20 protein-coding genes are annotated in these 23,159 nt (G+C 71.2%); 10 read left to right on the forward strand and 10 right to left on the reverse strand.

All coding sequences use genetic code 11. The features are described 5' to 3' along the window. Positions 1–82: 82 nt before the first annotated feature. From O7602_RS14275 to O7602_RS14295, 5 genes are all read right to left on the reverse strand, one after another. On the reverse strand, positions 83–868 hold the full coding sequence (locus tag O7602_RS14275; RefSeq protein WP_281589555.1) for a hypothetical protein: 786 nt from the start codon (positions 866–868) through the stop codon (positions 83–85). A 26-nt stretch (positions 869–894) separates the two neighbouring features. After that, complete coding sequence (locus tag O7602_RS14280) at positions 895–3,891, reverse strand: type I restriction endonuclease (protein WP_281589557.1); 2,997 nt, start codon at positions 3,889–3,891, stop codon at positions 895–897. Positions 3,892–3,938: 47 nt separating this feature from the next. Beyond that, positions 3,939–5,159: a hypothetical protein gene (locus O7602_RS14285; RefSeq protein ID WP_281589559.1), complete on the reverse strand. Its 1,221-nt coding sequence runs from the start codon at positions 5,157–5,159 to the stop codon at positions 3,939–3,941. Between the two features lies 1 nt (position 5,160). Continuing rightward, positions 5,161–7,119 carry a class I SAM-dependent DNA methyltransferase gene (locus O7602_RS14290; protein WP_281589561.1) on the reverse strand — a complete coding sequence of 653 codons (1,959 nt, stop codon included), beginning with the start codon at positions 7,117–7,119 and terminating at the stop codon, positions 5,161–5,163. Between the two features lie 195 nt (positions 7,120–7,314). Beyond that, the gene (locus O7602_RS14295; RefSeq protein WP_281589563.1) at positions 7,315–9,234 is read right to left on the reverse strand and encodes an N-6 DNA methylase; all 1,920 of its coding nucleotides are present in this window, start codon (positions 9,232–9,234) and stop codon (positions 7,315–7,317) included. A 99-nt stretch (positions 9,235–9,333) separates the two neighbouring features. Between O7602_RS14295 and O7602_RS14300 the strand changes: the two genes are divergently transcribed. Both O7602_RS14300 and O7602_RS14305 read left to right on the forward strand, forming a co-directional pair. Beyond that, a complete protein-coding gene (locus O7602_RS14300; RefSeq protein ID WP_281589565.1) occupies positions 9,334–9,879 on the forward strand; it encodes a DUF4352 domain-containing protein in 546 nt (181 codons plus the stop codon). Positions 9,880–9,966: 87 nt separating this feature from the next. Beyond that, entirely contained in the window at positions 9,967–10,785 is an 819-nt protein-coding gene (locus O7602_RS14305; protein WP_281589567.1) for an RNase H family protein, read from the forward strand. On the opposite strand, the gene O7602_RS14310 is transcribed toward O7602_RS14305, so the two are convergent. Then, complete coding sequence (locus tag O7602_RS14310; RefSeq protein ID WP_281589569.1) at positions 10,775–11,320, reverse strand: DUF6817 domain-containing protein; 546 nt, start codon at positions 11,318–11,320, stop codon at positions 10,775–10,777. The two genes, O7602_RS14305 and O7602_RS14310, sit on opposite strands and share 11 nt — an antisense overlap. A 92-nt stretch (positions 11,321–11,412) precedes the next feature. Between O7602_RS14310 and O7602_RS14315 the strand changes: the two genes are divergently transcribed. After that, the gene (locus O7602_RS14315) at positions 11,413–12,144 is read left to right on the forward strand and encodes a methyltransferase domain-containing protein (RefSeq protein WP_281589571.1); all 732 of its coding nucleotides are present in this window, start codon (positions 11,413–11,415) and stop codon (positions 12,142–12,144) included. A 367-nt stretch (positions 12,145–12,511) separates the two neighbouring features. Here the strand turns inward: O7602_RS14315 and O7602_RS14320 are convergent, their stop codons facing one another. The 4 genes from O7602_RS14320 to O7602_RS14335 form a co-directional block, all read right to left on the reverse strand. Further along, positions 12,512–12,925 (reverse strand): NUDIX hydrolase, encoded by a 414-nt coding sequence (locus tag O7602_RS14320; protein ID WP_281589573.1) that lies wholly within the window; start codon positions 12,923–12,925, stop codon positions 12,512–12,514. 279 nt (positions 12,926–13,204) lie between these two features. Then, positions 13,205–13,714: a pyridoxamine 5'-phosphate oxidase family protein gene (locus O7602_RS14325; RefSeq protein WP_281589574.1), complete on the reverse strand. Its 510-nt coding sequence runs from the start codon at positions 13,712–13,714 to the stop codon at positions 13,205–13,207. A 39-nt stretch (positions 13,715–13,753) separates the two neighbouring features. Further along, the gene (locus O7602_RS14330) at positions 13,754–14,911 is read right to left on the reverse strand and encodes an enolase C-terminal domain-like protein (RefSeq protein ID WP_281589576.1); all 1,158 of its coding nucleotides are present in this window, start codon (positions 14,909–14,911) and stop codon (positions 13,754–13,756) included. Next, positions 14,908–15,921 (reverse strand): LacI family DNA-binding transcriptional regulator, encoded by a 1,014-nt coding sequence (locus O7602_RS14335; protein WP_281589578.1) that lies wholly within the window; start codon positions 15,919–15,921, stop codon positions 14,908–14,910. Before O7602_RS14335 ends, O7602_RS14330 begins: the two co-directional genes overlap by 4 nt. Positions 15,922–16,076: 155 nt before the next feature. Here O7602_RS14335 and O7602_RS14340 point away from each other — a divergent pair, with 155 nt between their 5' ends. Genes O7602_RS14340 through O7602_RS14370 form a run of 7 tightly spaced genes read left to right on the forward strand, consistent with a single transcriptional unit; the run spans position 16,077 to position 23,147 of the window. Continuing rightward, a complete protein-coding gene (locus O7602_RS14340) occupies positions 16,077–16,955 on the forward strand; it encodes an ABC transporter permease subunit (RefSeq protein ID WP_281589580.1) in 879 nt (292 codons plus the stop codon). 17 nt (positions 16,956–16,972) lie between these two features. Beyond that, the gene (locus O7602_RS14345) at positions 16,973–17,992 is read left to right on the forward strand and encodes an ABC transporter substrate-binding protein (protein WP_281589582.1); all 1,020 of its coding nucleotides are present in this window, start codon (positions 16,973–16,975) and stop codon (positions 17,990–17,992) included. Between the two features lie 5 nt (positions 17,993–17,997). After that, the gene (locus O7602_RS14350) at positions 17,998–18,819 is read left to right on the forward strand and encodes an ABC transporter ATP-binding protein (protein WP_281589584.1); all 822 of its coding nucleotides are present in this window, start codon (positions 17,998–18,000) and stop codon (positions 18,817–18,819) included. Between the two features lie 20 nt (positions 18,820–18,839). Further along, complete coding sequence (locus O7602_RS14355; RefSeq protein WP_281589586.1) at positions 18,840–19,991, forward strand: Gfo/Idh/MocA family oxidoreductase; 1,152 nt, start codon at positions 18,840–18,842, stop codon at positions 19,989–19,991. Next, entirely contained in the window at positions 19,988–21,151 is a 1,164-nt protein-coding gene (locus O7602_RS14360; protein WP_281589588.1) for a dihydrodipicolinate synthase family protein, read from the forward strand. Before O7602_RS14355 ends, O7602_RS14360 begins: the two co-directional genes overlap by 4 nt. Further along, on the forward strand, positions 21,148–21,987 hold the full coding sequence (locus O7602_RS14365; RefSeq protein WP_281589590.1) for a sugar phosphate isomerase/epimerase family protein: 840 nt from the start codon (positions 21,148–21,150) through the stop codon (positions 21,985–21,987). Before O7602_RS14360 ends, O7602_RS14365 begins: the two co-directional genes overlap by 4 nt. After that, complete coding sequence (locus O7602_RS14370; RefSeq protein WP_281589592.1) at positions 21,987–23,147, forward strand: glycerate kinase; 1,161 nt, start codon at positions 21,987–21,989, stop codon at positions 23,145–23,147. The genes O7602_RS14365 and O7602_RS14370 overlap by 1 nt, the downstream gene beginning before the upstream one ends. Positions 23,148–23,159: the final 12 nt, after the last annotated feature.

A 23,159-nucleotide genomic window follows, 5' to 3' on the forward strand; every position in this document is an offset into this window, starting at 1 on the left:
TCATACCGATCGGCTACCCGCTCCTGGGCCTGCAATGCCTCTCCCCTCGGCGCCCCGTCAGCTACTTTCGGCAAGCCGCCGACTAATACCGCTCGCCGTAGACATCGGCCTGCTCCCGGTACGCCTCGCGGACGGCCTCGCCGACGCTCGGCTCGTGAGCCGCGTTCTCGGCGGCGACGGCCGCGAGTTCGAGAGCGTCACGGATGCGGGTCAGTTCCGCCTCGGTCTCGTCCCAGAGGCTTGATGCGCGTCGCCGCTGCTCGGTGAGCGCCTGGGAGACGCGGCTGCCCGCATCGCCGGCCGTGGCGGCCTGCTGCTGGCGGCGCACCTGGCCGCGCAACTGCTGCCGGCGGCTCAGCACGTCGCTCGCCGCCCACAGCACCTGCGCCAGGAGTTCGGCACCTTCCACGTTGTCGATGACGTTACTGACTTCGGGCAGGGCGCGGCCGGCGCGTTCCGCCAGCTCGACCAGGTCGAGGAAGTCCTCCCGCTCCTCGCCACCGGTCAGGGTGTGATGCAGGTCGGGGTAGGCGGCCTGGTCGGGCGCCTCCACCCGGGGCGGTGGCTTCTTCGACGTGATGCCGGCGGACCCGAGGGCCAGCAGAAGCCCCACGAGCAACAGTGTGACGATCAGAGGGGCGCCGGAGGCGCAGAGCCCGGCGGAGACGAGCAGCGCGATGGTGCAGAGCACGATCACGGCGGGCGTCTTCGACGGCTCCGGGCCGACAGGAGCCGCTCGCAGGTCGGTGATGCTGCCCCAATCGTGCCGGAGGGGCGAACTGGTCACCTTGAGCGGCGCGAGCGCGGTCATGACCCGCGACGGGTCCACGGCGACCCAGAGGTGGAAGGTGGGTTCGGACGGGGACAACCGTCCTCCTCTCGGTGGGTATTCAGTTAGGCGATGCCCTTGCGGCGGCGGATCATCTGGTACGCCTGCCGGCGCGCGAACTGGTTGAGCTGCGACCGCAGGCTCTCGTCGTCGAGGTAGCGCTGCATCAGCTTGCCGTTGTCGTCGTGCCGGGACAGGATCACGTCCTCGATCCGCCGGTCGCAGACGACACCGAAGTTGCTCTCGTCGTTGACGAGCGCGGCGGCTTCGAGGGTGCCGTCCTCGGCCAGCGCGACGATCTGCTGTTCGACCCAGACCTTGTCGGCCTCGCCGAGCCCGATGCCGAACCGGTCGTTGAACGCGTCGATCAGTTCCGAGAGCGCGACCTTCTCCGGGTCGTGCTGGGAGCCGACGCCGCCGCCGACGAAGCCGGGCAGCATCTGCTCCCCCTCGGGCGACAGCGAGGCGTCGTGTTCGCCGGTCTTGCTGACCCGCAGGTGGGTGAGCTGCACCTCGCCGATGTCGACGGACGGGTCCTGCCGGCGCGGCAGCCGGTTGAGCAGCGCCCGCCCGTACAGGTAGAGCCGTTCCAGGTCCTCGTCGTGGTAGGGCACGACCTGGCTGAGGAACGCGTACATCCGGGTGTAGTCGCGCAGCGCGGACCGGAAGCCGTCCGCGGCCTCCGGGTCGTCGGCGGCCAGGGCCTCGAAGCGCTGGACGGCTGGTTCGGTGAAGCGGTAGAGCGAGGCGTGGGCCCGCTGGAGGCCGGTCTCGGTGGTCGCCTTCCGCTCTGCGGCGAGCAGCGCTTCGGCGTACGCCTGCATCTCGGACCGGACCAGCACCGGGTAGCCGGTGACCGCGTTCTGCGCGGTGTAGAGCAGGTTCGGGTCGGTGGGGGTGGTGGCGGCGGTTTCGAAGTACGGCTTGAAGTGCGCGGCGATGTCCCCGGCCTCGTTGACGAAGTCGAGGACGAACACGTCACCCTGGTTCTTCAGCGGGTGGGTGCGGTTGAGCCGGGACAGGGTCTGCACCGCGGCGACGTTCTTGAGCAGCTTGTCGACGTACATCGTGGTGAGCAGCGGCTGGTCGAAGCCGGTCTGGTATTTCTCGGCGACGACCAGGATCTTGTATTCGGTGTGCTGCTTGGCCTTCGGTGTGCCGGCGTGCTTGTCGTCGGCGGCGGTGTAGGCGAACTTCTCGGGCAGTTCGCCCTCGCCGAAGCCGTTGGTCCGCGCCTCGGTGTGCTCGATGCCGTCGACCTCCAGGTCGCCGGAGAACGCGACCAGCGAGTCGCAGCCGGCGTAGCCCTGCATGTCGACGTACTTCTTAATGGCCGTGTGCAGGCGGACGGCGGCCTCGCGGGAGCCGGTGACCACCATGGCCTTGGCGCGACCGCCGAGGCGCGGCGCGGCGTGCCGGCGGAAGTGCTCGACGATGATCTCCGCCTTCTGGGCCTGCATGGTGGGGTGCAGGCTGGCGAAGCGGGCGAGTTGCGAGCCGGCCTTCTTCGGGTCGACCTCCGGGTCGTCGGGGTTGGCGTTGGCCAGTTTCCAGTACGACTTGTAGGTCAGGTAGTTGCGCAGCACGTCGAGGATGAACCCCTCCTCGATGGCCTGCCGCATCGAGTAGGTGTGGAACGGCTGCGCGTCCCCGGTCACCGGGTGCGGCGTGCCGAAGAGTTCGAGTGTCTTCGCCTTCGGGGTGGCGGTGAACGCGAAGTACGACAGCGTCTCGTGCCGCCCCCGGGCCAGCGCCGACGCGGTGAGCAGGTCACCCGACTCGTCGACGTCGTCGCTGCCGAGCTTGAGCAGAACCTTCTTCAACGCGGCGGCCGAGTCGCCCGACTGTGAGGAGTGCGCCTCGTCGACGACGACCGCGAACCGCTTGCCCTTGAGCCCCTGCACCTGGTTGAGCACGTAGGGGAACTTCTGCATGGTGGTGATGACGACCTTTGCCGTCTCACCCTGGAGCGCGGCGGCGAGCTGGGCCGAGTCCTTGTCGATGCGCTGCACCACGCCGGGCACGTGCTCGAACTGGAACACGGTGTCCTGCAACTGCCGGTCCAGCACCACCCGGTCGGTGATGATGATGACCTTGTCGAAGACCGGCTCGTTGGGGCGCAGCCCCTCCGTGGCGACATCGGGCGCAGTGTGCAGGCTCGACAGCCGGTGCGCCAGCCAGGCGATCGTGTTCGACTTACCCGACCCGGCCGAGTGCATCACCAGGTAGTTGTGGCCGGAACCGTGGTGGGCGGCGTGGTCGGTGAGCTGGGTGACCGCGTGCCACTGGTGGTAGCGCGGGAAAATCAGCGCCTTGGATTCCTTGTCGTAGTGCAGGAACCGCCGGACCAGGTCCATGAAGACGTCCGGGTGCCAGATCTGCTCCCACAGGTAGGAGCTGCGGTAGCCGGCGCCGGTGGCCGGCGGGTTGCCGGCGCCGCCGGACACGCCGGGCCCGTTCGACCCGGTGTTGAACGGCAGGAACCGGGTCTTCTCCCCCGCGAGCTTCGTCGTGACGAAGACCAGGTCGGGGTCAACGGCGAAATGCACGAGGGTACGCCGGGCGAAGAGCAGTTCCTTCGGGTCGCGCGTCTTGCGGTACTGCTCCTTCGCGTCTTCGACGGTCTGCCCGGTCAGCGGGTTCTTCAGCTCGGCAGTGGCGAGGGGGATGCCGTTGACGAAGAGGACCAGGTCGAGGGTGTTGTTGTTGCTTGTCGAGTAGGCGAGCTGGCGGGTGACGGTGAGGCGGTTGGCGCGATAGAGCTTCAGGGCGTCGTCGGTGATGGCGTGCGCGGGCTTGAAGTAGGCGAGCCGGATCGGCACGCCCTTGTCCCTGACGCCGCGACGGAGGACGTCGAGCGGGCCGCGCTCGTCGATCTGCTTGGCGAGGTACTGAGCGAACTGGCGTTGCGCCTCGTCCGGGTCGTTCCCGTGGTACGCCAGCAGCTTCGCCCACTGGTCGGGCTGCGTCGCCCCGATAAACGCAAGAAGTTCGGCCGTGTCGAGCCCGAGCTGTCGCTCGTAATTGCTAACCGCGCCGCTCGCCCACCTGAGACCAAGCAATCCCCGCTCGATAGCCGTTTCGAACGACCACTCCTGGTGCCCCCACTTCACGCTGAGACCTCTCGCCCTGTCACCGCATCGACCTGCCCAGTGACAGCAGCCGTTATAACAGCTAACTCCAGGTCCATGATTGAGCGGCGGCAAATTTCCAAATGCGATATCACACGGTCGCGAATCAACCTACACTCCGCCAACTCATCTTTGAGGGATGAAATCGCAGCAGATGATTCGGGAAAGTTCACCTCAAATCCGGCCAGGTCTCCCATGTTCAACGCCGGCTGCGCAGCAGCAACGCTTGTCGCGATAGCTGCTTGCTGACGAAACCAAGAAGAATCGAACCAAGCCGCTAAGAGGTCTGCGGGAATTTCCTTCGCGGGCTGGAGTCGAGCCAAGGCTCGACTGACGTTACAACCCCGAGCACCCTCAGGAACGATATCATATCGGCCGATAGTCGCACCGACGACTGTAAGCAATACATCACCAGCACTTAGGCGCGTCCTCGAATACTCTCCGGCCTGAGCATGTTCGATTCGCGGAAGCAAGTCAATGCGCTCTTCTATTGCACCAAGATCAGATACGCGAATTAGTGGCACTCCCTCAGCAGTAAAGCGAGGTACAAGCACTCCGTAGCATGGCGGTTTTGCCAGCAGGCGACCGAATCTCTGACGGATTTTGCCAGACTCCAGCCTGAAGCAGTTGTCGACCCTACTCCGATACCACTCCTCAATCAACTCGGCCTGCCGGAGCCTAATCGAGCCCAGTTCTCGCAGACGTGCAGTCTGGGCGTCGAGATAGTCGGCAATCCGGCGCTGTTCATGCGAGGAAATATCTATCACGGGAAAGGTTCGGACGAACTCGTCAGGAACGCGCTGGAGTCCCGCGACTCCCTGGAAAGCCGCAACGCCCTCTTGAAGAAACGCGGCGCTTCGACAAACATAGGATATGAAGCGGGGATCTACGCCTGCTCTTGGGCGCAGCACATGCAGTTCCGTACTCCCAGCTCCTGCCAGCGTGTCGATCTTGGCTACCGGAACGCGACCAGCCTGAAAAGTGGGAGTTACTTTGGGAAGCAGAACATCGCCACTACGAAACCTCGTGTATCCGGTCATCACTTCCCGCTTTGGCCTGCGGCGTTCAAAGTCGGACGCCACGCCGGCCCACACCGCCTCCAGCGGAACAAATGCCACCTCCGCGCCGGAGTCGATCAGGTCAAACTCTGGGGTCGGCGGATTGACGTAGGCGACTCGCCGCAGCCGTAAGGTTTTCATCTTAAAGCACCGAGCCAATCAGCGACTGAATTTGGTGGTTCAATTGCTGCAACTCTTCCCGGATTTCCTCCACCGAACGAGGCTGCAAATACTTGTAAAAGTAGCGCGGAAACGGCATCTCGTATCCAACCTTGGTTCTGGATTCGTCGATCCATGCGTCGGGAGCGTGCGGTAGCACCTCGCGCTTGAGGTAGTCGTGGATGTTCTCGTCCAGCGGCACGTTCTCGTTGTCGCGCAGGTCGGCGTCCGGCAGCGGGTTGCCCTTGCGGTCGGTCTGCATCTCCCCCTCGGGGTCGCTGACCGAGAACGCCTCCCAAACCGCCTTCTCCACCGCCGCCGGCAGCTTCCCCAGCCCGTTCAGCCTCATTGCGAACTCGGCCCGCGTCGCGGACGACGTGCCGACAAGTGATTTCGCCGCCGCCAGCAGGGACTCCCGCTCCGCGTACTTGAGGACCGCGCGAGCCTCCGCGAGCAGCGCCACCGTCTCCTCGGTGACCTCGAAGCGCAGCCGCAGTGGGCGCTCGACGGTGATCCGCTGGTAGCCGAAGTCGGTGGTCTTGAAGACCTTCACCTTGGCGTGCTGCGGGTGCTCCGGGTCGTCCGCGATGGTCAGCGCATCCACGTATGCCCGGGTCAGGTCCGTGATGTGCTCATCGGTGAGCATCTTGCGCTTGTCGCCGAGGCTCTTGCGCATCTTGGTCCAGAATTCGCGGCCGTCGAGCAGCACCACCTTGCGGGCCCGCGCCGGGTCCTTGCGGTTGGTGAGGATCCAGAAGTACGTGGAGATGCCGGTGTTGTAGAAGAGCTGGTCGGGCAGCGCGACGATGCCCTCCAGGAGGTCGTTCTCCAGGATCCAGCGGCGGATCTCCGACTCCCCCGAGCCGGCCGCGCCGGTGAACAGCGGCGAGCCGTTGAAGACGATGGCGAGGCGGCTACCGCCGTCCTCGGGGCGTTTCATTTTTGAAATCATGTGTTGGAGGAAGAGCAGCGAGCCGTCGTTGATCCGGGGCAGCCCGGCACCGAACCGGCCGGCGTGGCCGCGGGCCGCCTCGTCCTTGACGAACTTCTCGACCTTCTTCCACTCCACCCCGAACGGCGGGTTGGCGAGCATGTAGTCGAACCGCTCGCCCTCGTGGCCGTCCTGGTTGAACGAGTTCCCGAAGGTGATCTTCGTCGGGTCGCCGCCCTTGAGCATCATGTCCGAGCGGCAGATCGCGTACGTCTCGCCGTTGAGTTCCTGCCCGTACACCTCGACGGTGGCGTGCGGGTTGTGCGCCTGGATGTGCTCCTGCGCCTCGGTGAGCATGCCGCCGGTGCCGCAGGCCGGGTCGTAGACCTTGCGGACGATGCCGGGCGTGACCAGGTCGTCCTCGTCGGGGGCGAGCAGCAGGTTGACCATCAGCCGGATGACCTCGCGCGGGGTGAAGTGCTCACCGGCGGTCTCGTTGCTGATTTCCGAGAAGCGGCGGATGAGTTCCTCGAAGACGTAACCCATCTGGTGGTTGGTGACCACGTCCGGGTGCAGGTCGATGTCGGCGAACTTGGCGACCACCTGGTAGAGCAGCCCCGCCTCGGCGAGCCTGTTGATCTGGGCGTCAAAGCCGTACTTCTCCAGCACGTCGACCGCGCCGGGTGAGAAGGCGCCGATGTAGGCGCGCAGATTGAGCGCCACGTTGTCCTGGTCGCCGAGCAGCTTGCGGAACGACATCTCGCTCGTGTTGTAGAACGACAGCCCGGCGGCCCTCCGCAGCACCGGGTCAACGTTCTGCACGCCCGCGTCCTTGAGCTGCTGGTGCCGGGCGAGCACCGCGTCCTTGGTCGGTTCGAGCACGCAGTCCAACCGGCGGAGCACGGTCAACGGGAGAATCACCCGGCTGTACTCGGACTGCTTGTAATCGCCGCGGAGCAGGTCGGCCACCGACCAGATGAAGTTGGCCAACTCTTGGTGCTTGGTGCTCACCAGGTTCCTTTCGATTGCCTTAAGGCGAGCAGTATGCCTGCCGCCCTGCATCGTCGTACTCGCCCACTCGGCCGAGTTGATCAACCGACTGTCAGCGTGTTGTCGCTGGCAGAGGAAGCACGCCCGGCCACCGGCCCGCAGGCTTCCGCATGTGTCGTCGGAGCGCCGCGCCACCGTCGGATATCTGACGGGATGTCATCGCCGCTCCCCCTCGGGGCGGACCGCGCCGCGCGCCAACCCGTCAGCGGTGAGCTGCACCAGGTCAGCCCCGAGCGTCGCCGCCTGCCGCAACGCCGACTCGAACGCGTCCAGCCGCCGGAACGCCTCCCCGTACGCTCCCTGCGCCTCCCGCGACACCCGCCGCACCTGCGCCCGCCGCACGTCGAACCGCAGCGTCCCCGACAAACTCGACGCCTGCCGCTCATTCGTGGACGTCCGCAGTTGCCCGGCCAGGAACCACGGGTCCAACGCCGCCGGATCGGGCCGCAGCAGATAGAGGTTGCGTCCCAGCAACACCCCGTCGACGGTCACCACCCGCGCGGTGAGCTGCCGCGCGATCATCGGCACCACCACGTCCCCGACGGCAAGCGGAATCTCCTGCCCGAGCCGCCCGTCGTCGCGTCCCGACGCCTCCGCCCCGCCGAGCACGTCCGGCACGGTCAGTACCGGCCGCCCGTCGCCGGCCGGCTCACCACCGTCACCAGCCGCGCCCCGGATCGGCCCGAGGAGCTGCAACGCGCCGGCCCTGGCCAGCTCGCCGACGGTGAGGAACTCCCCGTCGGCCCCGTCGGGCGCGGGCGTGACCTGCGGCATCAGCGCCGGCAGGTCCGCCACGACGGCGGCGAGGCGCTCGCGCGTGCGTACCAACTGCTCTCCGCTCGCCTCGCCCACGACGGCGGGTTGGCGGCGGGCGGGGGTGAGGTCGACCTCCTCGTCGAGCAGCTCGATCACCGGCACCGCGCGGGCGTAGCCGGGTTCCTCGACGTCCGCGCCCGCGGTGAAGGCCCGCCAGGTGTCCAGGACACGGGTGAGGTCGGTGGCGTCCACGAGCAGCGTCCGCGCCGGTGGCGGCGCGTCGGCGGGCGGGCGTCGCAGCACCCACAGATGCAGGGGTACGCCGTGCGGTGCCGCCGCCCCCGGTGGCAGCGCGACGACGGCGCGCAGCGCGCCGCGGCGCAGCAGTTCGGCGCGGATCCGGCGGCCGGCGCGGCGGCCGGCGACGGTGGGGGGCATCAGGAGTACGGCGTGGCCGCCGGGGCGTAGGTGCGCGAGGGCGTGTTGGACCCAGGCCAGTTCCGGTTCGGTACGCGGGGTGGTGCCGACGATCCAGCGGGGGTCGTGGCCGAGTTCGTCGTCGCCCCAGTTGCTGGCGCCGAACGGCGGGTGGCAGACGACGGCGTCGAACGTGCGGCCGGGGTGGGCGTCGGCGCGCAGCGAGTCGCCGGTGCTCACCTCCCCCGGCACGTCGCGTAGGGCCAGCCACAGTTCGGCGAGCCGGGCGAGGTCGGGGTCGAGTTCCTGCCCGTACGCGGAGGTGCAGCCGGCGCGGACGGCGGCGCGCAACGTGGCGCCGGAGCCGGCGGCGGGGTCGAAGACGGAGCCGCCGCCGACGCCGGCGAGCCCGGCCATCAGGTCGGCGAGGTCGTCGGGGGTGGCGAAGGGGCGGCCGGGTCCGGGGGCGGAGAAGCGTTGCCACAGCGCGTCGAAGGCGCCCTGCGGGCCGAGTTCACCGGCAAGCGCGTCCACGTCGGGCAGCAGCGGGGTGAGGTTAAGGCGGGGGCCCCGCTTAACGCTTTCGGTATAGGCGGGGCCCCCGCTTAACAACCGTTGCCGGGCGAGCAGCCGGGCACCGACGGCGGCGAGGCCGGCGGCCGGGGAGGCGCTGGTGGCGGCGAGGTGTCGCCAGAGCCGGTCGGCGGTGGCGACTTCGGGGAGCTTGCCCTGGGCGTGCAGCCACCGCTCGACCTGCCCGAGGTCGAACTCGGGGCTGGTGGCGCTGCCGCCGACCGGCGCGGGGAAGTCGTCGTGCCGTTTGCGCCAGTTGCTGACGGCGGCGCGGCCGACCCCGGCGAGCCGGGCGATCTCCGCAGCGGTGACGGTCGGTGTCTCCTGCACGGTCGGAGTGTGTCACACCCGTCAAGCATCATGTCCGTTGACAGCGTTCACAGATGATGCTCTCATTGACGCCGCCACGTTCACAGCAGGAGGAAAACGATGCGCAAGACCACGATGCTCGCTCTGATCGCCGGTGCCCTCGTCACGCTGGGCTGCGGCGCCGGCTCCACCGACGACGCCACCGGCAGCAGCAAGGCCGGCGCGGGCACCGGTGCCGGTGCCGCCAAGGGCGACGACAAGCCGGAGACCGCGACCATCGGCAAGCCGGCCCGCGACGGCAAGTTCGAGTTCACCGTGAAGTCGGCCAGGTGCGGCGTCGCCAAGGTCGGATCGTCGATGCTGGGCGCCAAGGCGCAGGGCCAGTTCTGCCTGGTCACCGTCAACGTGAAGAACATCGGCAAGGAGTCGCAGATGTTCGACGGCAGCAGCCAGAAGGCGTACGCCGCCAACGGCACCGAGTACTCCGCCGACGGCACGGCCGCGCTCTACGCCAACCAGGACGCCGAGACGTTCCTCAACGACATCAACCCCGGCAATCAGGTCACCGGCGTGGTCGTCTTCGACATCCCGAAGAACGTCAAGCTCGCCCGGCTCGAGCTGCACGACTCGCCGTTCTCCGGCGGCGTCACCGTCTCCCTCACCTGAGCCTCCGCCCGCGCGGGGCGGGCCACGCCGTCCGCCCCGCACACCTCCCCGTTGACCTCAGCCGCTCCGAGACGTCAGGAGGCACCCGTGCGACCCGACGAGTTCCGCCAGGCCCTGAGCCTGCTCCCCGCCACCCTGCACGATCGCGTCCGCCCGCTGCGCCGCTACGTCTTCCGCACCAACTGCCCGCAGTGCCAGCGCATCGGCGACGCGGTCACGCTGGCGCTCACCGCGGCCCACTACGACCAGCTCACCTCCGCCGGTCAGCTCCTCGACAACGCCACCCGGCTGGCCGCGGAGCACGGGCCCGCCTGCCGGCCGCAACCGGACCAGGAACGGGGACGCGGCCAGGTCGAGGGCTGGGCGGCGACGTCCGCGCCGGTCGTCGCCGCGACCGACGCCAGCTGGAAGGGCCGTGCCGGCGGCATCGGGTACGTGGCGAGCGACGGCCGGTACGGCCTCCGCAGCCGGGGCACGGGTCGCCTCGACCCGACCGGTGTGTCCCGGGTGCTTGTCAACGAGCTGCGGGCGGTGGACTTCCTGCTCACCGCGTACCCGGAACCGCCGGCCGGGATGACGGTGCTGGTGGACAGTCTCGCCGCGCTGCGCTGGCTGCGTCGCTGGCAGGACGGTGAGGTGGTGGCCATGCCGGCCGGTTACAGCGTGCGGCAGCGCCGGTGGGCCGACCGGCCGACGCTTGTGCGCCTCGCCGACCGGGTGAGCCACCGGCCGGACCTGGCTTTCCGCCACGTCAAGGGCCACAGCGGGCACGCGCTGAACGAGGCCGCGGACGGCCTGTCGCACATGGCCCGCCGCCGGGTCGAGGAGACCTTCGACGTACGGCCCCGGGCGCGGGCGCTGGCCGAGGCGTTCCTGCGGGACTGGCACGCCAGCCTCACCCGCTGACCTCCGGGCCGAGGACCCGCGCCACCTCCCCACGGACGGCCGCGGACGCGGCCGGCGCCCATGCGGCGAACAACCCCCGCAGGTACGCCACATGCCGGTCGGACACGCGGGGCAAGTGGTCGAGCACGTCCAACTCGTTGACGATGCTCAGGTCGATCAGCGGGGTCAACTGGTCGCCCCGGACCGTCGTCGTCTCCCCGGTGAAGCGGTCGTGGACCGTCCCGGTGGTCGCGAGCCGCGGCCAGGAGCGCTTCCGGTCGCACGCGCCGTAGAGGTAGACGAGGGCTTCGGCGTCGGCCCCGACGAGGTCGCGCAACGCGTCCCGGTCGGTGCGGTCGAGCAACGCCACGTCGAAACCGTCGGTGCCGTACACGGCGTGCGCCAGGCCGGCCGTCCGCACGGCGGGTTCCTGCCCCAGCTCGGCGAGGCGGTCCCGCACGCGGCACAGGTGGGCGTACAGGGTGCCGCCGGGATGCTCGATCGTCTCGGCTCCCCGGTCGCGCAGCCACGCCCGCACATCGACGTCGGTGCTCATGGATTCGACCCTACGCGGGGCGGACGGCACCAGGTCTGCGCCGTTCGTCACAACGCTTGCCGCGCGTCCGGGCCGGATAGTTGGCTTGCGGCATGGCGCGCATCGCGTACGACGACACCGACGCGGAAGCCTTCGCGGCGACCCGCCACCTCAGCGACGACGGGCTCACCGCCTGGCGGGACGCCGTCACCCGGCACCTCGCCCCACGGCCGGGTCTGCGGCTGCTCGACCTGGGCGCCGGCACCGGGAGCTGGGCGCGACGCTTCACCGCCTGGTTCCCCGGGCTGGAGGTCGTCGCCGTGGAACCGTCGGCGGCGATGCGGGCCCGCTGCGTGGTCCGTCCGGTGCTGGCCGGGGACGCGGCGCACCTCCCGCTCGACGACGCCAGCGTGGACGCCGCGTGGCTCTCCACGGTCATCCACCACGTGCCCGACCTGGCCGCCGCGGCCCGGGAGCTGCGGCGGGTGGTGCGGCCGGGCGGGCCGGTGCTCATCCGGTCAGCGTTCGCCGGCCGGCACGAGGCGATCACGCTGTTCCGCTTCTTCCCGGAGGCAGTGCGGGTGCTCGACACCTACCCGAGCGTCGCCGAGGTCGAGGCGGTCTTCGCCGACGCCGGTTTCGCCTCCGCGTCCGTCGAGCCGGTCCCGCAGGTCACCGCGGCGTCGCTGCGGGAGGCGGCGGGCACGCTGCGCCGGGAGGCGCACACCCCGCTCCAGTTGATCACCGACGAGGAGTACGCCGCGGGCGTGGTGCGCCTGCGCGAGGCCGCGCGGGTGGACACCGGCCCGATGATCGACGCGCTGGACCTGCTGGTGGCGCGTTGATCCGCAGCGCCACCCGCCACCCCAGGTGATCCGCAGCGCCGCCACCCCAGGCGATCCGCAGCGCCGCCGCCACCCCGGGCGATCCGCCGTGGCGCCGCCCGCCACCCCAGTGTGATCCGCAGCGCCGCCCGCTACCCCAGGTGATCAGCCGTGGCGCAGGCGCAGCCGCGGCGTACGCGCCCACCACCGGCTGCTTCCCGATGCCTGAAAACGTGACGGCACGGGTGACTCAGCGCGCCCGCGTGTGGTCCGGCGTCGCCTGAGTCATTCACGCCATCAAGTTTGTAGGACAGGAATCGGCACCCTCGGCCCCTGCCGTCCTCAGGACCGGGGCCACCGGCGGACCGAGTCGCGGCCGGGTCGCCGGCTACCGGCCGTCGGCCAGGTGCAGCGGCAGGACCTTCGCGGCGCTGACCGCCAGCTCCCGATCGAGCACCTGGTCGCGGGGGATGAACACCATCGCCTGGCCCTCGCCGAGCACCACGTCCTCCTGCCGTGCGTCGGTGGCGCCCCGGAACACGTACACGGTGACGGTGTGCGGGAAGCCCTCCTCGTCCGGGCGGGGGCCGCTCCATAGCAGGTGCAGCTCGCCGGCGGTCAGGCCGGTCTCCTCGAACAGCTCGCGACGGGCGGCCTGCTCGGGTGTCTCGCCGGGCTCGATGCCGCCGCCGGGCAGGCTCCACTGGTGGGGCGAGACGGGCGCGTTGCCGTCGCGGTGCTGCATGAGGACCGCGCCGGACGGGTCGACGAGCAGGACGAGGGCGACGTCGTAGCTGGCCACCGCCCGAGCATGCCACAGGCCCGGCCGGCGGCCCACCGCGTCCAGCCCGGCCAGCCCCGTCAGCCCGGTCAGTCCGGCGGCGGCGCTTACACCGGGGCAGCGCAGCCCTTAACCGAACCCCGCGTCGCGGGCGCGCCCGTCGATCTAGGAGTTGTGGCACCTCGCACAAGGTGCACAAGCCGCAGACATTGGCATCACAAGTCCAAGATTGACGAGGCGAGGGCAGCGACGAGGCGAGGCGAGGGCAGCGAGGGCAGCCAGGAGCAGCGGGGCAGGGGGTCAGCGGTGCCAGTGTTGGCGTGGGGCGTAGCCCTCGCGGCGTAGCCAGTGCTCGGTGTAGACGATCCGCTCCGCCTCGACGACCACGAGCGTCTCCTGGGGCGGTTCGGCCAGCGATCGGCCCCGCTCGGCGTGCTCGTTCTGCCAGCGGAACGCCGACCAGTGGTGGGCGTGGTCCGGGTGGTCCGGGGCGAGCACCCGGGCGGCGCCGAACACCTGCGCGCCGCGACTGCTGGCCAGCCCGACCAGCGGCGCGAAGACGCCGACGGACACGCGCGGGTCGGCGGCGATGTTGCGCATCTTCGGCGAGCGCGGCGCGGCGGTGAACATCAACGTGAAGTCGAGCGGGTAGTAGCGCACCGGCGTGGCCAGCGGCCCGTCCGGCCCGGCGGTGGCGAGGACGCACATGTTCTGCGCGGACAGCAGGTTGTGGATGCGTTCCTCGAGGCGCTCCCGGTCGAGTTTCCTCGTCGGCGTCGGCCCGGCCAGCCACGGATTGGTCAACGGCACGCCGCGTCCTCGATCATGGCGGCACCCTACCGGCCCGTGTCAGCGCCGGGCGAGCACGTCCACGGCCAGCTCGCGCACGACCGACTCGTCGACGTCCACGCCGAGGCCCGGCCCGGTGGGCACGGTCGCCACCCCGTCGTGGATCCGCACCGTCTCGCCGGTGGCGTAGGAGGAGGTGAGGAACTGCCGGCCGTTGAGGTCGACCGGGGTGTCGATGCCGTACGCGGCGAACAGGTGCAGCGAGGCGGCCAGCCCGAGGTCGGAGTCGGTGAGCCCGGAGCCCATCAGCCGCACCCCGGCGTCCTCGGCGAGCGCGCACAGCCGCCGGGACAGCGTCAGCCCGCCGCTGCGCTGCACCTTGGCGATGGCCACGTCGACGGCGTCGAGCTTGACGAAGGTGGCCAGGTCGCTGGGGTGGCGCAGGCTCTCGTCGAGGGCGACCGGCACCGGTGAGGCGGCGCGCAGCCGGCGCAGCCCGGCGACGTCGTTGGCGGGCAGCGGCTGCTCGAACGCGGTGACGTCGAGGTCGGCCAGGTGGCGGGCCATCCGCAGCGCGGCGTCGGAGGTGTACGCCTGGTTGGCGTCGACCCAGAGCGCGGCGTCGGGGGCGGCGTCGCGCACGGCGCGGACCACTGCGGCGTCCTCGGCCTCGGTGTGCAGGCCGACCTTGACCTTGAACGCCCGGTAGCCGGCGGCCCGTCCCTCGGCGACCGCGTCGGCGACTTCGGCGGCGTCCTGCCCGGCGACGATCCAGCCCAGGTCGACGGTGTCCCGGCGGCGCTGGCCCCAGAGCACGCCGACGGAGACGCCCAGGGCGCGGCCGAGCAGGTCGTGCAGCGCGATGTCGACGGCGGCCTTGGCCAGCGGCGCGCCGATGGTGAAGCCACGGTTGACGGCCCGGTCGAAGGCGGTGGTGACGCCGTCGAGGTCCCAGGCGGGACGGCCGAGGATCGCCGGGGCGAGGTAACGGTCGACGGTGGTGACGATCGACTCGGCGGTCTCGTAGGTCCAGGCCGGGATCGGGGTGGCCTCGCCCCAGCCGGTGATGCCGTCGGCGCTCACCTTGACCAGCACGCGGATGCTCGGGGTGCCGGCGACGGCGACGGCGCCGCCGGAGACGCCGAACGAGCGGATCGTGGGCAGCGCGACCGCGTACGTGTCGACGCGGTCGACGGTGAGGCCGGCGAGCGCGGTCACGCGCCCACCTTGGCGGTGCTGGCGCGGAGGACGACCTCGCCGGTCATGCGCAGGATCCGCCGGCGGCGGCCGGTGTTCTCGGTCAGTGCCATCTCCATCACTTTCTCGCCGAGCTCGCGCAGCGGCAGGGCGACAGTGGTCAGGGGCGGGGTGAGGTCGCGGACGATGGGGATGTCGTCGAACCCGGCGACGGAGACGTCGGCGGGCACGGACAGCCCGTGGTCGCGCAGCGCCGCGTACGCGCCGATGGCCATCACGTCGGTGAGCGCGAACACGCAGGTGGCGTCGAGGCCGCGGGTGAGCAGCTCGGTCATCGCCTGGTAGCCGCCGTCGCGGGTGAACGGCCCCTCGACGACGTGCGCCGGGTCGAGCGGGACGCCGGCGGCGGCCAGTTCGTCGCGGAAACCGCCGAGCCGGTCGGCGACGGTGGTGAGCGCGCGGGGGCCGGAGAGCACCGCGAAGCGGCGGTGGCCGAGTTCCAGCAGGGCGCGGGCCATGGCGGCGGCGCCGGCCCGGTTCTCCGGCAGCACGCTGTCGACCTTGAGGCTGCGGTGCCGGCTGACCACGGCGACCCGGCCGCCGCCGTCGAGGTAGGGCTTCAGCTCGGCCTCCATGGCCCGTTCCCAGCGGGCGTCCTCGAAGCCGGAGCCGACCAGCAGGATGGCCGGGGCGCGTTCGGCGCGCAGCATCGACACGTACGCGATCTCGCGTTCCGGGTCGCGGAAGGTGCTGGCGAGCATGACCAGCAGGTCGTTGGCGCCGGCGACGCGCATGACGCCGCCGGCGATGGCGGCGAAGTAGGGGTCGGTGACGTCGTGGCAGATCACGCCGACGGTGCGGTGGGAGGCGCCGGCCAGCGCCCGGGCGTGCGCGTTGGGGGCGTAGGCGAGGTGCGCGGCGGCGGCGAGGACCCGGTCCCGCAGTTGCGGGGTGACCCGCATGCCGTTGAGCGCGCGGGAGGCCGTGGCAAGCGAGACGTCGGCGGCCTTGGCCACGTCTTCCAGGGTCACGTGCGTCCGTGGCTGCATCGTTTTCCCCCTGCGGTACGTCTTGACCTGCTCGTTTCGGCGTGGTTACGGTAACACCCTGAAAGCGCTTACTGAAAGCGCATTCAGTGTCGATTCCCGACCTCACCGGGTTTCGGCCCCACCGAGAACGGAGGGTCATGGCCGCGCAGAGCACCATCGAGCAGCCCGGACGGACCAGCCCGCCCGGACGCGACGCCCCGGCCGCCCGCCGTACGCGCCGGCCCGGCGCCGCCACGCTCCGGTTCGCCTCACGCACCTGGCGCCCGGCGGCGGTCCTCGCGGCGATCCTCGTCCTGTGGTGGGTGGTCACCGCGGCCGACCTGGTCAAGCCGTACCTGGTCCCCTCGCCCGCGGACACGCTCGACGTGGTGCGGGCGCAACCCGGCTACTTCGCCCACCACACCTGGATCACCACCTACGAGACGGTGCTCGGCTTCGTCATCGCGATCGCCGTCGGCGTGTTCTCGGCCGTGGTGATGGTCTACTCCCCCACGGTCGAGAAGAGCCTCTACCCGCTGCTGCTGTTCGCCCAGGTCATCCCGAAGATCGCGATCGCGCCGCTGTTCGTGGTGTGGCTCGGCTTCGGGCTGTCGCCGAAGGTGGTCGTCGCGGTCCTGATGGCGTTCTTCCCGATCGTCATCTCCACCGTCACCGGCCTGAAATCCATCGACCCGGAGATGCTGCAACTCTCCGCCACCATGGGCGCCGGGCCCGCGCAGACTTTCCGGAAGATCCGGTTCCCGGCCGCCCTGCCGCACCTGTTCGCCGGCCTCAAGGTCGCCGCCACGATGGCCGTCACCGGCGCCGTGGTCGGCGAGTTCGTCGGCGCGAACGAGGGCCTCGGTTACGTGATCCTGCAGGCCAACGGCAACCTCGACACCCCGACGCTGTTCGCCGGGCTGGTCGTCATGTCGTTGCTCGGCGTCGTCCTGTTCGTCGTCGTCGAACTGCTCGAACACATCCTGCTGCCGTGGCACGCCAGCCGCCGCACCGACGCCACCACCACAACGATGTGAAACGGAGTCATCCGCAGATGAAGAAGCGTTTCCTCACCGCCGCGCTGCTGCCGGCGTTCCTCATCTCCGTCACCGCCTGCGGCTCCTCCTCCGGGGGCGAGCAGGCCAAGAGCGCCGACGGCAAGGACAAGGTCACCCTGACGCTCAACTGGTACCCGTACGGCGAGCACGCCCCGTTCTACCTGGGCCAGAAGAAGGACATCTTCGCCAAGCACGGCATCGACCTGACCATCAACGCCGGGCAGGGCTCGCAGAAGACCGTCCAGGCCACCGCCGCCGGGCAGACCGACTTCGGCTGGGCCGACACCCCGGCGCTGCTCGCCGCGGTCGGCCAGGGCATGGACGTCAGGAGCGTCGGCGTCTTCCTCCAGACCACCCCGTCGTCGGTGCAGTTCTTCAGCGACAAGAACATCAACGCCCCGGCCGACCTCAAGGGCAAGACCATCGCCTCCACCGCCGGCGACGCGCTGAGCAAGACGTTCCCGGCGTTTCTGAAGGCCAACGGCCTCTCCGCCGGCGACGTCACGCTCCAGAACACCGACCCGGCCGGCAAGATGGCCGCGGTCATGTCGGGCAAGACCGACGCGCTGCTCGGCTTCGCCAGCGACCAGGGCCCGACCATGCAGGAGAAGGCCGGCAAGCAGGTGTCGTACCTGAAGTTCGCCGAGCACGGGCTCAACTTCTACAGCAACGGGCTGATCGCCTCCACCGACACCATCAAGAACAAGCAGGACCTGGTGAAGCGGATGGTGGCGGCGAGCAGCGAGGCGTGGACCGCGGCCCAGTCCGACCCGGCCGGCGCGGTCGCGGCGATGGCCGGCGCGTCCCAGCAACTGCCCTCGGAGAAGGTGCTCACCGACCAGTTCAACGCCACCCTGCAACTGCTGCACACCGACGCCACGAAGTCCATGGCCCCGGGTGTCAACGACGAGGCCGACTGGCAGAAGACCATCTCCGTCTTCGCCGACTCCGGCGTGATCAGCAAGGCGGAGTCGCCCGCGTCCTACTGGGACGCGAGCTTCGCCCCGAAGGGATGAACGCGATGACGGTCGGCAACCCCACCGCCGCTGCCGCCGCGGACGCCACGGCGACCGGCGCCGCGGTCGAGATCGACCAGGTGGCGGTCCGCTTCCGCACCAAGAAGAAGGACACCACGGCGCTGCGCGACGTGACGCTGCGGATCGCCCCCGGCGAGTTCGTGGCCATCGTCGGCGCGTCCGGCTGCGGCAAGTCGACGCTGCTGAAGCTGGTCTCCGGGCTGCTGCGTCCGACGTCCGGCCAGGTCCGCCTGGACGGCGAGGACGTCCGCGGGCCACGCCGCGACATCGGGTACGTCTTCCAGCGCGCCGCGCTGCTGGACTGGCGCTCGGCCCGGCGCAACATCCTGCTCCAGGCGGAGATGCGCCGGATGCCCAAGGCGCAGGCCCGCGCCCGGGTGGACGAGCTGATCGCGATGACCGGGCTGACCGGCTTCGAGGACGCGTACCCGAACGAGCTGTCCGGTGGGATGCAGCAGCGCGTGGCGCTGTGCCGCGCGCTGCTGCACCGCCCTCCGGTGCTGCTGATGGACGAGCCGTTCGGGGCGCTCGACGCGCTCACCCGGGAACAGATGAACGTCGAGCTGCGACGCATCTGGCGGGAGACCGGCACCACCGTCCTGCTCGTCACCCACTCCATCGCCGAGGCCGCCTACCTCGCCGACCGGGTGATCGTCATGACCCCTCGACCCGGCACCGTCGCCGAGGTCATCGACGTCGACCTGCCCGCGGAACGCGACTACGGCCGGACCATGTCCGACCCGGTCTTCGCCCGGGTCACCGAACGCATCCGCGATCTGCTGGGCGCGACGACGTCGGCCGACTGAGCACTGGGAAGGACACACACGTGGAGCGCACGTCTATCGGGATCATCCTCAACGGCGTGACCGGACGGATGGGCTACCGGCAGCATCTCGTCCGATCCCTGCTCGCGATCCGCGAGCAGGGCGGACTGCCCGCCCGCGACGGCAGCCGCATCTGGCCGGAGCTGACCCTGGTGGGCCGCAACGAGGCCCGGCTCGCCGAGATCGCCGCCCGGCACGGGCTCACCTCGTACACCACCGATCTGGACGCGGCGCTCGCCGACGACAGCCACCAGATCTACTTCGACGCGCAGGTGACCGCCCAGCGGGAGAAGGCGATCCGGGCGGCGATCGAGGCCGGCAAGCACATCTACACCGAGAAGCCGCTCGCCGAAGGGCTGGACGGGTCGCTGGAGCTGGCCCGGCTCGCCGCCGCCCGGGGCGTCAAGAACGGCGTGGTGCAGGACAAGCTGTTCCTGCCCGGCCTGCGCAAGCTCAAGCGGCTCGTCGACGGCGGCTTCTTCGGCCGGATCCTGTCGGTGCGCGGCGAGTTCGGCTACTGGGTGTTCGAGGGCGACTGGCAGGACGCGCAGCGCCCGAGCTGGAACTACCGCGCCGAGGACGGCGGCGGCATCACCGTCGACATGTTCCCGCACTGGCACTACGTGCTGGAGCAGATCTTCGGCGAGGTCACCGCCGTCACCGCCGTCACCGCCACGCACATCCCGGAGCGCGTCGACGAGAACGGCGTCACCTACCCGGCCACCGCCGACGACGCCGCGTACGGCATCTTCGAACTCGCCGGCGGCATCATCGCCCAGATCAACTCCTCCTGGGCGGTGCGGGTCTACCGGGACGAACTTGTCGAGTTCCAGGTCGACGGCACCCACGGCAGCGCGGTCGCCGGGCTGCGCGACTGCCGCATCCAGCACCGCGGCGCCACCCCGATGCCGGTGTGGAACCCGGACCTGCCGGTCACCGAGCCGTTCCGCGCGCAGTGGCAGACCGTGCCGGACAACGCCGACTACGACAACGGGTTCAAGGTGCAGTGGGAGGCGTTCCTGCGGCACGTCGTCGACAACGAGCCGTTCCCGTGGGACTTCCTGGCCGGCGTGCGCGGCGTGCAGCTCGCCGAGGCCGGGCTGCGCTCCGCCCGCGAGGGCCGGCGGATCGAGATCGGGGAGATCGACAGGTGACCGCGCGGATCACCCTGCCCACCCGGGGCGGCGGCGTCGAGACGCTCACCCTGCGGGCGCCGGCCGGCTGGCAGCGGCCGGCCGCGCCGCCGGCCAGCCGGATCGCGTACGCGGCGGCGCACGTGGTCGCCGACCCGTACGCCGACAACGCCCCCGGCGCCCCGGCCCGGCTGGACTGGGACGCCACCCTCGCGGTGCGGCGCGATCTCTGGTCCTGGGGGCTGGGCGTGGCCGAGGCGATGGACACCGCGCAACGCGGCATGGGGCTGGACTGGGCGGCCACCCGGGAGCTGATCCGGCGCAGCGCCGCCGAGGCCGCCGTCTGCGATGGGCGCATCGTCGCCGGGGCGGCCACCGACCAGCTCACCGGCGTGCCCGACACGCTCGACGAGGTCGTCACCGCGTACGCCGAGCAGGTCGCGTACGTCCAGGAGTGCGGCGCGGTCGCGGTGGTGATGGCCAGCCGGCACCTCGCCGCGCTCGCCACCGGACCGGACGACTACCGGCGCGTCTACGAGCAGGTGCTGCGGTCCGCCGGCGCGCCCGTGGTGCTGCACTGGCTCGGCGACATGTTCGACCCGGCCCTCGCGGGCTACTGGGGCTCGACCGACCTGGACGACGCCACCAAGACGTTCGTCGCGCTCGTGCACGCCCACGCCGACGTGATCGACGGGGTGAAGGTGTCGCTGCTGGACGCCGGGCGGGAGGTGCGGCTGCGGGAGCTGCTGCCGCCGACGGTGAAGGTCTACACCGGCGACGACTTCCACTACCCGGAGCTGATCGAAGGCGACGGCGCCCGGTCCAGCCACGCGCTGCTCGGCGCGTTCGCGGCCATCGCCCCGGCCGCGTCGGCGGCGCTGCAACGGCTGGACGCGGGCGACCCGGCCGGCTTCCGGGCGATCCTCGACCCGACCGTGCCGCTGTCCCGGCACGTGTTCGCCGCGCCCACGCCGTACTACAAGACCGGCATCGCGTTCCTGTCCTGGCTGAACGGGCGGCAACCCGGCTTCACCATGGTCGGCGGCCTGCACGGCGGGCGCAGCGTCCCGCACCTGGTCGAGACGTTCCGGCTGGCCGACGCCGCCGGGCTGCTGCTCGACCCGGAGCTGGCGGCCGACCGGATGCGCGGCTACCTGACCGTAGCGGGGGTGACCGGATGACCGCCGACCCGCGACTGGCGAAGCTGTCGCTCAACCAGCGCACCACGCAGCGCTGGTCGGTGCGGGAGGCGGTCGACGGCTGCGTGCGCGCCGGCATCCCGGCGATCGGGCTGTGGCGTGAGCCGGTCGCCGAGATCGGCGTACCGGCCGCGGCGAAACTCGTCGCGGACGCCGGGCTGCGGGTGTCGTCGCTGTGCCGGGGCGGGTTCCTCACCGCCGTCGACGAACGCGCGCGGGCCGAGGCGCTCGTCGACAACCGGCGCGCCATCGACGAGGCCGCCGGGCTCGGCACCGACTGCCTGGTGCTCGTCGTCGGCGGCCTGCCGCCCGGCTCCCGCGACCTGGCCGGCGCGCGGGCCCGGGTCGCCGACGCGCTCGCCGAGCTGGCCCCGTACGCGGGCGAGCGCGGCGTGCGCCTGGCGTTGGAGCCGCTGCACCCGATGTACTGCGCCGACCGGGCGGTGCTGTCCACGCTCGGGCAGGCGCTCGACCTGGCCGAGGCGTTCCCGACCGAGCAGGTCGGCGTCGTGGTGGACACGTTCCACGTGTGGTGGGATCCGGACGTGTGGCGGCAGATCGCCCGCGCCGGGGCGCGGATCGCCAGTTTCCAGGTCTGCGACTTCCTCACCCCGCTGCCGGCCGACGTGCTGTTGGGTCGCGGCATGATGGGCGACGGGCACATCGACTTCCCGCCGCTGCGCCGGGCCGTCGAGGCGGCCGGCTGGACCGGGGACACCGAGGTGGAGATCTTCAACGCCGAGGTGTGGGCGACCGACCCGGACCAGGTCCTCGCCACCATGGCCGACCGCTACGTCGAGCTGGTGCTGGCCGACTGATGCGGGTCGTCGTCGCGCCCGACTCGTTCAAGGGCTCGCTCGCCGCCGCCGACGCCGCCCGCGCCGTCGCGGACGGTTGGCGGGCCCGCCGGCCCGACGACGACGTACGGCTGCTGCCGCTCGCGGACGGCGGCGAGGGCACGCTCGACGCCTTCGCCGCCGCCCGGCCCGACGCGGTCTGGCACACCACCACCGTGCCCGGGCCGGACGGGCGGCCGGTCGACGCCGGCTGGCTACTGCTGCCGGAGGACCAGGTCGCCGGGCAGGGCGTCGGCACCGCCGGCGGGCGCACCGCCGTGCTGGAGCTGGCCCGCGCCAGCGGGTTGCCGCTGCTGCGTGGCCCCGACCCCCGGCACGCGCACACCTACGGCCTGGGCGCGGTCGCCGCCGCCGCGCTCGACGCCGGGGCCACCGCGCTCGTGATCGGTCTCGGCGGGTCCGCGAGCACCGACGGCGGCACCGGCGCACTGCGCGCCCTCGGGCTGCGGCTGCGGGACCGCGAGGGCCGGGACCTGCCGCTCGGCGGCGCCGCGCTGGCCGGGCTGGCATACCTCGACCGCGCCGGGCTGCGTCCACCACCGCCGGGCGGGGTACGGCTGCTGGTGGACGTGACCGCGCCGCTGACCGGGCCGGCCGGCGCCGCCGCCGTGTTCGGGCCGCAGAAGGGCGCCGGCCCGGACGACGTCGCCGTGCTGGACGCCGCGCTGCGCCGCCTCGCCGACTCCGCCGGTGGCGATCCCGACCAGCCGGGCGCGGGTGCGGCCGGCGGCACCGGGTACGGGCTGGCGGCACTCTGGGGCGCGCGGATCGTGCCCGGCGCGGCGGCGGTCGCCGAGCTGGCCGGGCTGCCCGAGGCACTGGCCGGGGCGGACCTGGTGGTCACCGGCGAGGGCCGGTTCGACGAGACGTCGCTGCGCGGCAAGGTGGTCGGCGCACTGCTCGACACGGCCGCCGCCGCCGGCGTACCCGTGCAGGTGGTCGCCGGTCAGCTCGGCGCGGCGCCGCCGGAGCCGGTGACGGCGGCGGTGTCGCTCGTCGAGCTGGCCGGGTCGACGGCGTCGGCGCTGGCCGAGCCGGGCCGCTGGCTGCGCGAGGCGGGCGGCCGGCTCGCCGCACAAGTCCGGCCTGTCGGGCAAAACAGGTGGCCGTCCGGCGGGTAGCTGCGCCACGAT

The sequence above is a fragment of the Micromonospora sp. WMMD1128 genome, assembly GCF_027497235.1.
Classification (GTDB): Bacteria; Actinomycetota; Actinomycetes; order Mycobacteriales; family Micromonosporaceae; genus Micromonospora.

What these genes read in the sequence shown, in the direction of transcription:
- O7602_RS14340 (WP_281589580.1), top strand. Translation starts at nt 16,077, where the DNA reads ATGGCCGCGCAGAGCACCATCGAGCAGCCCGGACGGACCAGCCCGCCC.
- O7602_RS14370 (WP_281589592.1), top strand. Translation starts at nt 21,987, where the DNA reads ATGCGGGTCGTCGTCGCGCCCGACTCGTTCAAGGGCTCGCTCGCCGCC.
- O7602_RS14365 (WP_281589590.1), top strand. Translation starts at nt 21,148, where the DNA reads ATGACCGCCGACCCGCGACTGGCGAAGCTGTCGCTCAACCAGCGCACC.
- O7602_RS14310 (WP_281589569.1), bottom strand. Translation starts at nt 11,320, where the DNA reads ATGAGCACCGACGTCGATGTGCGGGCGTGGCTGCGCGACCGGGGAGCC.
- O7602_RS14315 (WP_281589571.1), top strand. Translation starts at nt 11,413, where the DNA reads ATGGCGCGCATCGCGTACGACGACACCGACGCGGAAGCCTTCGCGGCG.
- O7602_RS14300 (WP_281589565.1), top strand. Translation starts at nt 9,334, where the DNA reads ATGCGCAAGACCACGATGCTCGCTCTGATCGCCGGTGCCCTCGTCACG.
- O7602_RS14285 (WP_281589559.1), bottom strand. Translation starts at nt 5,159, where the DNA reads ATGAAAACCTTACGGCTGCGGCGAGTCGCCTACGTCAATCCGCCGACC.
- O7602_RS14350 (WP_281589584.1), top strand. Translation starts at nt 17,998, where the DNA reads ATGACGGTCGGCAACCCCACCGCCGCTGCCGCCGCGGACGCCACGGCG.
- O7602_RS14345 (WP_281589582.1), top strand. Translation starts at nt 16,973, where the DNA reads ATGAAGAAGCGTTTCCTCACCGCCGCGCTGCTGCCGGCGTTCCTCATC.